At 69.5% G+C, this 13786-nt stretch carries 9 protein-coding genes; 7 read left to right on the forward strand and 2 right to left on the reverse strand.

Annotation, left to right across the window (positions count from 1 at the left end; translation table 11 throughout):
• Positions 1-10 precede the first annotated feature (10 nt).
• The 6 genes from H7F51_RS10575 to H7F51_RS10595 all read left to right on the forward strand — a co-directional run bounded on the left by H7F51_RS10575 (position 11) and on the right by H7F51_RS10595 (position 11528).
• On the forward strand, positions 11-781 hold the full coding sequence (locus tag H7F51_RS10575; RefSeq protein WP_185664275.1) for an SDR family NAD(P)-dependent oxidoreductase: 771 nt from the start codon (positions 11-13) through the stop codon (positions 779-781).
• 11 nt (positions 782-792) lie between these two features.
• Positions 793-1716 (forward strand): glycoside hydrolase family protein, encoded by a 924-nt coding sequence (locus H7F51_RS10580; protein WP_185664276.1) that lies wholly within the window; start codon positions 793-795, stop codon positions 1714-1716.
• Positions 1717-1880: 164 nt separating this feature from the next.
• A complete protein-coding gene (locus H7F51_RS18675) occupies positions 1881-2738 on the forward strand; it encodes an arginyltransferase (RefSeq protein ID WP_343061268.1) in 858 nt (285 codons plus the stop codon).
• A 103-nt stretch (positions 2739-2841) separates the two neighbouring features.
• Complete coding sequence (locus H7F51_RS10585; RefSeq protein WP_343061272.1) at positions 2842-4878, forward strand: autotransporter assembly complex protein TamA; 2037 nt, start codon at positions 2842-2844, stop codon at positions 4876-4878.
• Positions 4878-9089: a translocation/assembly module TamB domain-containing protein gene (locus tag H7F51_RS10590; protein ID WP_185664278.1), complete on the forward strand. Its 4212-nt coding sequence runs from the start codon at positions 4878-4880 to the stop codon at positions 9087-9089. Before H7F51_RS10585 ends, H7F51_RS10590 begins: the two co-directional genes overlap by 1 nt.
• A gap of 105 nt (positions 9090-9194) precedes the next feature.
• On the forward strand, positions 9195-11528 hold the full coding sequence (locus tag H7F51_RS10595) for a putative bifunctional diguanylate cyclase/phosphodiesterase (protein ID WP_185664279.1): 2334 nt from the start codon (positions 9195-9197) through the stop codon (positions 11526-11528).
• A 51-nt stretch (positions 11529-11579) separates the two neighbouring features.
• Here H7F51_RS10595 and H7F51_RS10600 read toward each other — a convergent pair whose 3' ends face one another.
• Both H7F51_RS10600 and H7F51_RS10605 read right to left on the reverse strand, forming a co-directional pair.
• Positions 11580-12062 carry a CHAP domain-containing protein gene (locus H7F51_RS10600; protein ID WP_185664280.1) on the reverse strand — a complete coding sequence of 161 codons (483 nt, stop codon included), beginning with the start codon at positions 12060-12062 and terminating at the stop codon, positions 11580-11582.
• A 107-nt stretch (positions 12063-12169) separates the two neighbouring features.
• Positions 12170-12766: a nucleotidyltransferase family protein gene (locus tag H7F51_RS10605; protein WP_185664281.1), complete on the reverse strand. Its 597-nt coding sequence runs from the start codon at positions 12764-12766 to the stop codon at positions 12170-12172.
• 36 nt (positions 12767-12802) lie between these two features.
• Here H7F51_RS10605 and H7F51_RS10610 point away from each other — a divergent pair, with 36 nt between their 5' ends.
• Positions 12803-13756: an XdhC family protein gene (locus H7F51_RS10610; RefSeq protein ID WP_185664282.1), complete on the forward strand. Its 954-nt coding sequence runs from the start codon at positions 12803-12805 to the stop codon at positions 13754-13756.
• Positions 13757-13786 lie beyond the last annotated feature (30 nt).

Consider the following 13786-nt stretch of genomic DNA (forward strand, 5'->3'; position numbering starts at 1 on the left):
TTGACCGGGGATGGAAACGCAACAGCAAGCCGCCGTGGTCACCGGCGGGGAATCCGGCATCGGGCGGGCCTGTGCCCTTGCCCTCGGCAGGGCCGGGCACCCGGTGACCCTGACCTGTTTCTCCGATCTGGCCGCTGCCGGAGCAGTCGTCGCGGAGATCGAGGCGGCTGGCGGGCGGGCGCTGGCGCGGCAATGCGACGTTGGCCGCGAGGCAGACGTCGAGGCCCTGTTCGCTGCGGCCGAGGCGGCGTTCGGACCGGCCGGGCTGCTGGTCAATTCGGCCGGGCTCAACATGACCGGCACTCCGGTCGAGCGGATGGAACTGGCCCAGTTCGACCGGGTGCTGCGCGCCGACCTTTATGGCCCGTTCCTGACCTGCCGCCGTTTCGTGCGCGGGATCGGGGCTGTGGGCGGCGGGCGGATCGTCAACGTCTCCTCGATCCACGAGCGAGCGCCGCGTCCGGGTGGGCTCGACTATGACGCGGCCAAGGGCGGGCTGGCGCAGCTGACGGCCACGCTCGCGCTGGAGCTTGCGCCGCGCCGCATCGCGGTCAATGCCGTGGCGCCGGGGATGATCCTGACGCCGATGAACCAGTCGGCCATCGACGATCCCGCCGAGTTGAAGGCCAAGGAGGCGGCGATTCCGTGGGGCCGCGCCGGAAGACCCGAGGAAGTGGCGGACCTCGTCCTGTTCCTGCTGTCTCCGGTGGCCGACTACATCACCGGCAGTACCGTCACTATCGACGGGGCGTTGTCGCTCACCGTGGCGCTGGGCGCATGAGGGGGTGTGAGATGACGGTCGACTTCGCGGTCGAGGGAATCGAGGTGGTGGTGCTCGACATTGCCGGGGCCGACGGGTTGCTCGCCGGGCACGACCTGATGAGCCCCTATGTCTGGCGCGGCGAGGACGGGATCAGGTTGCTGGTGCGGGTTCTCCCCAATCCGCTCGGGCCGCAGGACCCGACGGGGGTGATCTATGCCGGGCGCTCGGCCGACGGGCTGGCCTTCGCCATGCAGGAGCAGCCGGCGATCGTGCCCGGCCCGGCCGATTTCGACGCCGGGGGTGTGGAGGACCCGACCGTCGTCGTCTCCGAGGCGGGGGAACTGCTGGTGTTCTACACCGGGGTCGACGCGCGGCGCGAGCAGGGTTCGCTGCTGGTGGCGCGTGGAAGCGACATGGACGACCTGACCAAGCAGCAGGTCCTGCTCAAGGCGCCGGAGGGCGAGGGCAACATCAAGGAGGCGACCGTGGCGCGCGGGGCGGATGGGCGCTACCGCCTGTTCTACGAATATGCCCGCGACAATGCCTCGCGCATCGGCCTCGCCTTGTCCGACAGTCCGGAAGGGCCGTGGGAGGTGGTGGACGATCCCTTCACCATCCGCGCCGATGGTTGGGACAACTGGCACCTCTCGACCGGGCCGATCTCGGCGCCGCCGGGCGAGTGCCCGGTGATGTTCTACAACGGCGCGACCGACGATGCGCGCTGGCGGATCGGCTGGATCGCCTTCGACGAGAACTACACCCGCGTGGTCGACCGCTGCATCGAGCCGCTGATCGTGCCGCCGCCGCCGCGCCTGCGCTCGGGCACGGACATTGCCTTTGCCGCCTCGTGCCTTGATGGTGGGGGCGGGGGCCGGAAGGACTGTCTTGAACTCTATTTCTCGCTGGAAGACAGGGTCTTGCGGCGGGCGCGCGTGAAGCGCTTTTCAGCCTGAGATAACCCGCCCGGAGGGGGGCTGGCACAAAAATCTCGGCATTAAGGCTAATTGATGGTTAAGGCCCTTTCTTCGCGGTTCCCGAGGATGCATATTCGGCAGTGAAAGGGCGCGTTCTGTGGTAGAACGCTGCAGCAATCGACGGGTCAAGGAAGCAAGCGCGCGTGACGGCTCCGGTTCGGTTTCCCCGTTTCTTCGTGACGAGCCCCGCGCCGTGTCCCTATCTTGCGGGCCGAATGGAGCGCAAGGTCTTCACCGAGCTCAAGGGCGCCCATGCCGATGCCCTGAACGACGCGCTCAGCCGGATCGGTTTTCGCCGCAGCCAGACCGTCGCTTACCGCCCTTCGTGCATCGATTGTTCGGCCTGCGTTTCGGTGCGGGTGGTGGCCGAGGCGTTTCGCCCGAACGGCACCCAGCGCCGCAACCTCAAGCGCAACGAGGACCTCGAGATTTCCGAATGCCGCCCCTGGGCGACCTCGGAGCAGTTCGAATTGCTGCGCAAGTATCTCGGCGCGCGTCACCCCGGCGGCGGCATGGCGCAGATGGACGAGAGCGATTTTGCCGACATGGTGGAACATACGCCCGTCACGAGCTTTGTCATTGAATACAGGGAGCCTGGGGACGGGATCACGCCGGGTCGCCTGGTCGGCGCATGCCTTACCGACCGCCAGGGCGATGGACTGTCGATGATCTACAGCTTCTTCGATCCCGATCATGAGGCGCGGACCGGGCTTGGCAATTTCATCATCCTCGATCACATCCGCCGTGCTGCCCTGGCCAGCCTGCCTTTCGTCTATCTTGGCTACTGGGTCGAGGGATCGGAGCGGATGCAGTACAAAATCCGCTATCGCCCCCTTGAAAAGTTGGGCCGTAACGGCTGGGAACGGCTTTCCGATGCCGATCAGGACCGCCTCATCCAATCCGTTGCCTCCGCCCGCCGGGGCGAAGGCACTGCGCCCGCCGCCCCGAAGGACGGCATGGGCCGGATCGACGGCGCCGAGGGGGACGCGATTTTCGTCTGATTTCGCCGCGTCGCTGATCGCGCTGGCACTGTGCCTCGCGCCGGTTTCCGCGCGGGCCCAGCAGGCCGAGCCCAAGCTCGAGGACCTGATCCCCGATGCGGCCGTGGCCGATCCCGAGGGTTGGGCCGGCCAGGGGGCTTCGGCGGCCGCGACGCCCGAGCCTGACCTAGATCCCGCCTCGCCGCTGGCCGAGCAGCCGGGCATCACCGTGCCGTGGCCCGATGATGCAGCGGTGACCGCGCCGGACACGTTGGCGGACCTTCCGCCCGAGACCGACGTGCAGCAGGCACTGGGCGATGCCGCCGCCGCCTCGCCGCTTGCCTCGGAGCGGGCGGAGCGGGGCGAGGAGGTCAGGGTTTCCGACAATCTGGTGCTGGTCTTCCCGGCCAACCTTGCCAATTTCCCCGAGCGCGAGGCTTTCCTCGACCGTTTCCGCAAGCTTTCGACGCTGGAAAAGCTAGGGGCCAATCCGGACGAGCTGGCCAAGGTCGCGGCGCGGGCGCGCTCGGACAAGGACCTGCTCGAGCGGCTGATGCGGATCTACGGCTATTACGATGCCGTGGTGACCCAGACGCTGGGCAATCCCGGGCCGGACAAGCAGGCGGCGCCGGGCGAAGTCTCGGTGCGCTTCGACGTGCTGCCGGGAGCTCGCTACCGCTATGGCAAGGTCGAGTTCGGCAACCTTGCCGCTGCCGGTCCGGACTATCAGCCCTTGCGCGATACGGTGGAGATCAAGGTCGGCGACTGGCTCGACAATGACAAGATCGTGGCCGGCCGCGACAAGCTCGACAATGCGCTGGGCGAGGGCGGCTATGCCTTTGCCAAGGTTGGCGCGCCGGACCTGCTGGTGGATCACAAGCGCGAGGAGGGCGACCTGACCATCCCGGCCGAGCCGGGCGGGAAATACCGCTTCGGCGCCGTGGTCAGCCAGAACCCGGGGTTCCTTTCGTCGAACCATCTCGAGGATATTGCCCGGTTCCGACGCGGGGACCTTTACAAGCGCAGCGAGGAGGAAGACCTCAAGCGCGCGATCCTGGCCACCGGGCTGGTTTCGGCCGTGACCGTCACTCCGCGCGAGACGGCTGCCCCGCCCGCGCCGGGACAGGCCGGGGAAGTGGCGCTGGACGTTGCCTTGACCCCGGGGCCGCTGCGCACGATCGCCGGACTGGTCGGCTATGAGAGCGGCGACGGGTTCCGGCTCGAAGCCTCGTGGGAGCATCGCAACCTGTTTCCGCCGGAGGGCATGCTACGCCTGCGCGGCATTGCCGGGACCAAGGAACAGCTGATCGGATCGACCGTGCGGTGGAACAATTTCCACGGGCGCGATCAGGTGCTGACCTTCGACGTCTATGCCGATACCGTGGCGCGCGATGCCTACAATGCGCGGACCCTGGCCTTCACCACCACCTTCGAGAAGCTGACCACGCTGTTCTTCCAGAAGCCGTGGTCGTGGTCCGCCGGGCTGGAGATTCTCGCCTCGGCCGAGCGCGAAAGCTCGGTCGAGGGGCAGTTCGTGCCGCGCAACACATACTTCATCGCCGCCCTGCCGCTGCGCGGGGCGATCGACCATTCGGACAACCTGCTCGACCCGACCAAGGGCTGGCGCACGTCGCTCTCGGCCTCGCCCGAGATCTCCAAGCAGCTCGACGGGCCGACCGTGCAATATGCGCGGCTCCAGTTCGACCTTTCGGCCTACAAGTCGGTTGGAGGCGGGGTCGTGCTGGCGGGGCGGACCCGGGTGGGGACGATCACCGGGACCGCGCTGGAGAACATCGCGCCCTCGCGGCGTTGGTATGCCGGCGGCGGCGGCTCGGTGCGCGGCTATGGCTATCAGGCGATCGGGCCGCGCGATACGGCCGGCGATCCCTCGGGCGGGCGCAGCCTGGTCGAGTTCAGCGCCGAGGCGCGGATCGACACCGGCCTGTTCGGCGGGGCGCTGCAGGTCGTACCGTTCCTCGATGCGGGGACCGTGTCGGAAGCGGTGACGCCGACGCTGAAGGACATGCGCTACGGGGCCGGGATCGGCCTGCGCTACAAGACCGGGTTCGGGCCGCTCCGGCTTGATCTTGGTACGCCGCTCAACCCGCGCTCGGGCGACGGACGGATCACGGTCAGCGTCGCGCTGGGTCAGGCCTTCTGATGGCCAGCGCCGCACCGCCCTCCCCGCCTGAAGCACCGCCCGAGGAGGTGGGCGAGCGGGTCGTGACGGTGCGGCGGCGGCCGTGGCTGCTGTCGGGCTGGCGGCGCTGGATCATCGCGTTCTTCCTTGCCGTGGCGGGCATCATCGCGATCGGGCTGCTCACGCTGGAAAGCCCGATCGGGCATCGCTTCGTGGTCGACCGGATCGCGAAATATGCGCCGGCCTCGGGCCTGAGGGTCCAGGTCGGGCGGTTCGAGGGTTCGCTGTTCGGCGAGGCCGTGCTGCGCGACGTGCGCTTTTCCGACCCGCAGGGCCTGTTCATGCGGGTGCCGGTGATCGAGGTCGACTGGCGGCCGCTGCACTGGTTCACCTCGGGGCTCGACGTGCGCAAGCTGATCCTGCGGCGCGGCACGCTCTATCGCGGGCCGAGGCTGAAGCCGGGCGAGCCGGACGCGCCGATCCTGCCTGATTTCGACATCCGGGTGGACCGGTTCGAATTCGACCGGCTGACCGTAGCCAGGGGCATGATGGGCGAGCAGCGGCGGATCGACCTCGTCGCCAAGGCCGATATCCGCAAGGGCAGGGCCCTGCTCGAGACCCGCGCCCAGCTGGGCGGGCAGGACCGTCTCTACGGCAAGCTCGACAGTGAGCCCAAGGCCGACCGCTTCGACATCGCGCTCGACTACAACGCGCCCAAGGGCGGGTTTCTCGCCACGCTGATGGGGGCCGAGGAGAGTATTGCGGCGAAGGTCAACGGTGCGGGCCGCTATGCCGACTGGCGCGGGCGGGCGCTGGTGACCCAGCCAAAGGGGGCCATCGCCGACCTTGCGATCGGCAACCGGGCGGGGCTCTATTCTGTTGCGGGGCAGGTCCATCCCGCCGGTTTCGTCAGCGGGGTCGCGGCCCGGGCGACGGGGCCGACCGTGGTGGTGAACGGCGAGGGGCGGCTGGCCAGCTCGGTGCTCACCGGCAAGCTGGCCACAAAGGGCCAGGGCGCCGAGGTCAAAGCAGCCGGGGCGATCGATCTGGCCGGCAATGCCTTCCGCGCGCTCAAGCTCGATGCGGTGCTGCGCGATCCCGAACTGCTGGGCAAAGATCTCCGACTGGAGGATGCGCGGCTGGCGGCGACGGTCGACGGGCCGTTTCGGCGGTTGACCATCGATCACAGGATCACCGCGCGGCGGTTCGTCTCGGGCAAGGTGCGGCTCGACAATCCGGTCCAGCAGGGACGGATCGTGCGGGCCGACACGCGCTGGACCCTGCCGCTGGCCCTGACCACCGGACGGATCGTTACCGGCAATTCGATCATCGATCCGCGCCTGACCAAGGGCAGCGCCAAAGGTGCGGTCGTCGTGGTGGGCAACCACGTCCATGCCGACGAACTGGTGATCGGCGCGCCGGGGGTGGGCGCAGCGCTGGCGCTCGACGGTTCGCTGCAGACGGGCGACTCCCGGCTGACCGGGCCGGTGGCCGCGCGGGGGCTGGCGCTCAGCAATCTGGGGCTTGCCGATGCCGACCTGAAGTTGACTTTAGGTTTCGGCAAAAGCCCCTGGAATCTGGCGGCTGCGGTGCGCGGGCGGATGACCAGCGTGAGCAATCCGACCCTGACGACGCTGGCGGGGACTGGCATCAAGTTCGGCGGCAATGTTGCGGTCGGAGGCAATCGGCCGATGGTGCTGCGCGGGGTTACGGTCAATGGCAGCGCGCTGTCGCTGATGCTGGACGGGCGGCTGGCGGCGGACGGTTCGACCACCGTCGCCGGGAGCGGGCGGCACACCCGGTTCGGGGCCTTCACCGTCGATGCCCGGCTGGCCGACGATGGGCCGCACGCCGTGCTGGTCTTCGCCCGGCCGCTGCCGGCGGCGGGTCTGCGCGATGTGCGGGTGGCGCTTGCGCCGATCCCGCAGGGCTTCCGGATCGAGACCTCGGGCCAATCCACGCTGGGGCCGTTCGCGGGGACGCTAGGCCTGTTCTCGCCGCCGGGCGGTCCGACCCGGATCGAGATCGAGAAGCTCGACGTTTGGAAGACCGCGGTGAGCGGTACGCTGGTGCTGGGCAGCGGCGGGGCTGACGGCAAGCTGGCCCTGACCGGGGGCGGGCTCGACGGGACGATCACCCTGGCCCCGCGCGGCGGCGGGCAAGGCTTCGCGGTGGCCCTTGTGGCGGATCATGCCAGCTTCGGCGGGACCACGCCGATCGCCATCGGCATGGCCCGGATCGATGCCACGGGCACGATCGTCGACGGGCATACCAGCGTGACCGGCAAGGCCTATGCCGAGGGCGTGCAGCAAGGCAGCCTGTTCATCGGGCGCCTTTCGGCCAATGCCGCGCTGACCGACGGGAGCGGGCGGATCACTGCCTCGCTGTCAGGGCGGCGGGGCAGCCGGTTCAACCTCAACCTGCTCGCCGACCTCGCGCCGGACCGCTATGCGGTGCTGGCGGGCGGCGACTTTGCCGGGCAGACCATCGCCATGCCGCGCCGGGCGGTGCTGACCCGCGCCGGCGAGGGCTGGGAGCTGGCGCCGACCGAGCTCGACTATGCCGGGGGGCGGCTTCAGGCCCAGGGCACGATCGGGCCGATGACCACGCTCAACCTGCGCATGGCCGACATGCCGCTGGCGCTGGTCGACGTGCTGACCGCCGATCTCGGCCTTGGCGGCAAGGCCTCGGGCGAGGTGACCTGGCGCACGGTGCAGGACGGCCCCCCGAGCGCTGACGCGCGGCTCGAGATCAAGGGTCTGTCGCGCTCGGGGCTGGTCCTGACCTCGCGCCCGGTCGACCTGTCGCTGGTGGCGAAGCTGGAGCCGAACGTGCTGGAGGCACGGGCGACGGTGCGCGACGGCAGCGCCGCGCTCGGCCGCCTGCAGGGACGGGTCGAGGGTCTGGCGCCGTCGGGCACGCTGTGGGACCGGCTCGCGGCGGGGCGGCTTTTCGCTCAGCTGCGCTATTCCGGTCCGGCCGATGCGCTGTGGCGCCTCGCCGCGCTGGAGACCTTCGACCTGACCGGGCCGATCAACGTCGCGGCCGACTTTACCGGGACCCTGGCCGACCCCGAAATCCGCGGATCGCTCGCCTCGACCGGGCTGCGCCTGCAGAGCGCCCAGACCGGGACCGACATCCAGGCGATCACCGCGCGCGGCACTTTCGCCGGATCGCGGCTGCAGATCAGCTCGTTCGCGGGCCGGGCGGGCAGCGGGCAGGTGAGCGGCAGCGGGCAGGTCGACCTTTCCAACATGGGCAACGGACGCGGGCCCGGAATCGACATTCGCCTCGCGGCCCGCAATGCCGCGCTGATCGCGCGCGACGACATGGCCGCGACCGTTACCGGGCCGCTGCGGATCGTCTCGGACGGGATGGGCGGGACCATCGCCGGACGGCTCTCGGTCGAGAGCGCGCGGTGGAACCTTGGCCGGGCGACGGCGGCGACCGAACTGCCGAACGTGAAAACACGCGAGATCAATCCGCGCGCCGACGTTGCCCCGGTGACCGCGCCGGCAGCGCCCTGGCGCTATCTGGTCGATGCCTCGGCGCCCTCGCATGTCGACGTGCGAGGGCTGGGGCTGGACAGCGAATGGAGCGCGGACCTCAAGATCCGGGGCACCACCGCCAGCCCGAGCATCGTCGGCCGGGCGGAACTGGTGCGCGGCGGCTATGACTTTGCCGGCAAGCGCTTCGACCTGACGCGCGGCCTGATCACGTTCGACGGCGACAGCCCGCCCGATCCGCGGCTCGACATCGCCGCCACGGCCGACATGACCGGCCTGACCGCGACGGTGACGGTGACCGGCACGGCCTCCAAGCCGACCATCAGTTTCACCTCGGTGCCCTCGCTGCCCGAGGAAGAATTGCTGTCGCGCCTGCTGTTTGGTTCTTCGATCACCCAGATCTCGGCGCCCGAGGCGGTCCAGATCGGGGCCGCGCTGGCGGCGCTGCGCGGCGGCGGCGGGCTCGACCCGATCAACAAGCTGCGCACCGCGATCGGGCTCGACCGACTGCGCATCCTTGGCGCCGATGCGGCGACCGGGCGCGGCACTTCGGTGGCCGTGGGCAAATATATCGGCCGCCGCCTCTATGCCGAGGTGGTCAGCGACGGGCGCGGCTACAATGCGACCCAGCTCGAATACCGAGTCACCCGCTGGCTCTCGATCATCGCGACGATTTCCAGCATCGGACGGCAGGGTGCCGACGTGAAAGTCAGCAAGGATTACTGAGGTTTGAGCCGGCGGCGGGACCGCGAATCCCCTTCGGCGCTTGCGGCGAAAACCAAGTACCGGGATTAACGAGTTTTTCGCCTCTTGCCGGTCATAGGCGCTGGCATGGCTAACCCTGGCAGGCTTGCGGCGCTGATCCGCGGCTGGATTCGCGCCGAAGCCGGCATGAGCCGGATCCTGCTCGCGACGCTCGTCGCGTTGCTGACCTTTACGGCTGCGTTGTTCGGGGGCTTTCTTCATGCCACCAATGTCGCCGACGAACTGACCCAGGCGAACGAGCGCCGGCTGGTCGAAAACCAGCTCGACGTGATGATGCGCTCGCTGGTGGCCGCCGAATCGATCCAGCTGACCTGGGATGACGCCATCCGCGCCGCCGGCGGGCAGGGCTTCGCCTGGAATCCGGCCTGGGCGGACATGTATATCGGCCAGTTCCTGACCACCAAGGTCTCGGCCGATGAGCTTTTCCTCGTGACGCCGCAGGGCGAGCTGATGCGGGCCTGGCACGAGGGCCGCCCGGCCAGCCCGGCGGCCTTTGCTCCGCTCGCCACGCAGACCCGCCGCGCCCTGGCCGAAATGGGCGCGAACCATGCGCCCCAGCACGGCGCGGCCGGCGCTCGCACGCTGGCCGACACCGCCTGGCCGCAGGACGCGAGAGGCCGGCCGCTGCCGCGCTGGACCGCGGGGCTGACCGATTACCGCGGCCGCCCGGCGGTGATGACCGTGATCTCGATCCTGCCCGACACCGACTATGGCCTGCTGCGGCGCACGCCCAATCACGTGGTGGCCCTGCGTTACCTCGATGGAGCGATGCTTGGCGAATTCGCCGGACAGGTGATGCTCGGCGACATGCGCTACAGCCGGTCGGCGCCGCAGCAGGGCAGGCGCAACAGTGTCGCCCTGTCGGCGCCTGATGGGCAGGTGCTGGGCTTCCTGTCGTGGCAGCCCAACGAGGTCGGCCCCCTGCTCCGGCGGCGGACCTTGCCGCTCCTGGCGGGTTATCTCTGCTTTTTCGTGGTGGTGCTCGTGCTGGGTTCGTTGCTGGTGCGCAGTGCCTTCAAGGTCGCGCGCGAGCTGGCGGCGAGCGAGGCCCAGGCCCAGCACCACGCGCTGCACGACCCCATGCTCGGCCTGCCCAACCGGACGCACCTGTTGCAGCGGCTGGCGGCGACGCTGACCGAGGTTTCGGGGGGCAAGGGTTCCGGCACCAATGGTTCGGGCGCGCACGACCTGCTCGGCAAGCAGGTGCAGGTGGCCTATTTCGACCTCGATCACTTCAAGGCGATCAACGAGAGCCTTGGCCACCATGTGGGTGACGACCTGCTGGTCCAGGCCGTGGCGCGGCTGCGCGAGCGGATGCAGCCGGGTGACCTGCTCGGCCGCCTCGCCAGCGACGAATTCGTGCTGATGCGCCGGACCGACACGGGCCGCGAGGGCGCCGATGCGCTCGGGGCCGAGCTGATGGCGATCTTTGCCGAGCCTTTCAAGGTGTTCGGCCATTCGATTCCGGTGACCGCCTCGTGCGGGATTTCGTGGGCGCCGGAACAGGCGCAGGATGCCAAGGCCCTGCTGCGCAATGCCGACATTGCCCTGTTCCGCGCCAAGCAGCGCGGCCGGGCACGCTATCGCCGTTTCACGCGCGACATGGACGCCACGATCCGCTGGCGCCAGGACATGGAGATCGAGCTGCGCCGCGCGATCTCGATGAACGCGCTGTCGATGGTCTACCAGCCGATCGTCCATGTCGGCGACGGGTCGATTTCCAGCTTCGAGGCGCTGGTGCGCTGGACTCACCGCGATCGCGGCGAGATCGGACCGGGGATATTCGTGCCGGTGGCCGAGCAATGCGGCCTGATGCCGCAGCTGGGCGACTGGGTACTGCGCAAGGTCTTTGCCGACAGCCAGGCCTTCGGCACGGCCGAGATCTCGGTCAACCTCTCGCCCCTGCAACTGGTGGCGCGCGATTTCCTGCCCAATCTCAAGGCGCTGATCCGCGAGGAACGGGTCGATCCGACACGCTTCACTTTCGAAATCACCGAGGGCGTGTTGCTCGACCGTTCGGAGCGGGTCATGCAACTGCTCAACGAATTGCAGGACATGGGCTTCCGCATCGCGCTCGACGATTTCGGCACGGGCTATTCCTCGCTGGCCTACCTGCGCACCTTCCAGTTCGACCGGATCAAGATCGACCGCTCGTTCGTGCAGGGGATCGAGACCGATATCGATGCCCAGTCGATCCTGCGGGCGATCGTCGCGCTGGGGCGGACCCTCAGGATGAAGGTCGTGGCCGAGGGGGTCGAGACCCAGCACCAGCAGCAACTGGTCGACGCGGCGGGGTGCCAATATGTGCAGGGCCACTTCTACTGGCGAGCCCTGAACTACGAGCAGGTCATCGCCCTGCTCGCGACGGACCGGGTGCGCAATCTGCGCGTGGCGGTCTGACACGAAAAGGCCGCCCGGAGGCGGCCTTTCGTCGGTCTCGTCGGGGCTCGATCAGCCCTTGTGCTTGATCGGGGCGTCGGCGGCCGCGAGGTCGGTCGGGTAAATGAAGCCGAAGGCCGGCGAGTTGCGCATGCCGAGCGACTTCGTCGGGCCATACCACACGCGGACTTCGCTCCAGTCACCAGCCTCGGACACGTCGACCGCCATGACGCCGCGCTCGACCATGCCGGGGCGCGACCAGTTGGCGTGGTTGAGCAGGACGTGGCGTTCGTCGACCACCTTGGAGACCACGGCGACGTGGCCCATCGGCATGGCGCGGGTGGCGCGGAAGGCGAGCACGGCGCCAGGGCGCGGGGTTTCGCCGCGCGCGTAGGCGCCCTCGGCATTGCCCCACCAGTCCCGCGCATTGCCGGTCAGCTGGATTTCGGAATTGCTGCGCGCAAACGCGACGCACTGCAGCCGCGCCTGTGCGGCGGAAGGCATCGCAACCATCATCAGCAGTGCGCCAAGAGCGCCAAGAACCCGACCCGTCATGGGCAGGACTTGTTGCAGGCGCGAACGGATTCTGTAACCCCGGCAGGGCTCGCTTCACCCCCTGCGGCAAACGGTTCATCGGTTTGGTGGGGCGCTTGTGGAAAAGCTCAGGTGGGGCCGGAGTTTAGCAGGGCCTGCGCGGCTGCGAGGTCTCCCGGCCGGTCGACATCGAGCAGGATGGTCGGATCGGCGGCGATCGGCAACGCTCCGGCGAGCAGGGCGCGGGCGCCGCGATCGCCCTGCTGGCCGGCCAGTTCGGCGGCGAAACCGGCGGGAAACAGGGCCGGGGGGCAGCGCGCCTCGCTCGCCATGCTGCACACCGGGCGCGCAGGGTCGAAGGCGGCGCGCAGGGCTTCGAGGTGAGCCGGGGTAACCAGCGGCATGTCACCCAGCATGACGAGGATGGCCGACAGGTCGTGCGGGCCGAGGGCCCTGATCCCGGCGGCGAGCGAGGCCGATTGCGGGGCCTCGGGGCCTGTCAGGCGCACCTCGTCAAAGCCGAGGTCGGCGAGCGACGGGGCTTCTGGCGCGAGCACGGCGACGCGGCGGGCCAGCGGGAAGGCGGCGGCCGCCAGCGCTGCGCGGCGCAGCAGCGGCAGGCCGCCGAGCGGCTCGGCCAGCTTGTTGCGGCCGAAGCGGCTGGATCGTCCTGCGCCGAGCAGGACCAGGCCGGTCGCGCTCCATTCCAAGCTCTTGTCCTGCATTGCCCGCCTGTCGTTCGCCCGCTACTGCGCGCGTCTATGGAACCGCGCGATAACCGCGATAGCATGGTCAGCCACCCGCGCGACATAGCCGCCTTCGCCCTGCAGCGCGTGGGCGGGGGGGTGGCACTGGTCTTCGTGACCTCGGTCGAGGGCGGATCGGTTCGTGCGCCGGGCCTGCGCATGGCGGTCGCCGCGGATGGGGAGGCGGTCGGCTTCGTTTCCAACGGCTGCGTCGAAAGCGATCTCGTGGCCGCCGCGCGGCGGGCCATTGCCAAGGGGGCGCCCGCATCGCTCGCCTATGGCCGGGGCAGCGGGCGGATCGACATCGTCCTGCCCTGCGGCGGGCGGATAGAATTGCTGGTCGTGCCGGTGGGGCCGGACCAGCTTGCGGTGCTGGAGGCACTGACCGGCGACGAGCGCGCGGCCGGAACCATCCTGCTCGGGCCCGGCGGCACGATCGGCTGGGCCGCGCCGGAAGCCGCGGCGCCCGTGGGCGGCTGGGCCTTTGCCCTGCATCCCCGGATCCGGCTGGTCGTGGTCGGCTCGGGTCACGAGGCGCTGCTGCTGGCGCGGCTGGGGGCCGCCTCGGACATGGCGGCCGAACTGGTTTCGCCCGACGAGCCCAGCCTTGCCGCCGCGCGGCGGGCGGGACTGCCGGCGCGGGCGCTGTCGGGCCTGTCGTCTCCGGTGGCGCTCGGCGCCGATCCGGGCACGGCGATCGCGCTGATGTTCCATGATCACGAGTGGGAGCAGCGGGTCCTGCTTGAGGCCCTGGCCGGTCCGGCCTTCTATATCGGTGCGCTCGGTTCGGTCCGTGCCCATGATCGCCGGGCCGAGGCGCTGGCCGCCGCCGGCTGCGACGCGGCGGCGATCGGGCGAATCCGCGCGCCGATCGGACTGGTGCCGCGCCTGCGCGATCCCAACCTGCTGGCCGTTTCGGTGCTGGCCGAGATTGCGGCGACTTTTCAGAGCCGTTTTACCGCCTTCTAGGCTTTCATCGCATGGCCTGCATACGTAGGC

This window comes from Novosphingobium flavum, from assembly GCF_014230315.1.
GTDB classification, from domain to species: domain Bacteria; phylum Pseudomonadota; class Alphaproteobacteria; order Sphingomonadales; family Sphingomonadaceae; genus Novosphingobium; species Novosphingobium flavum.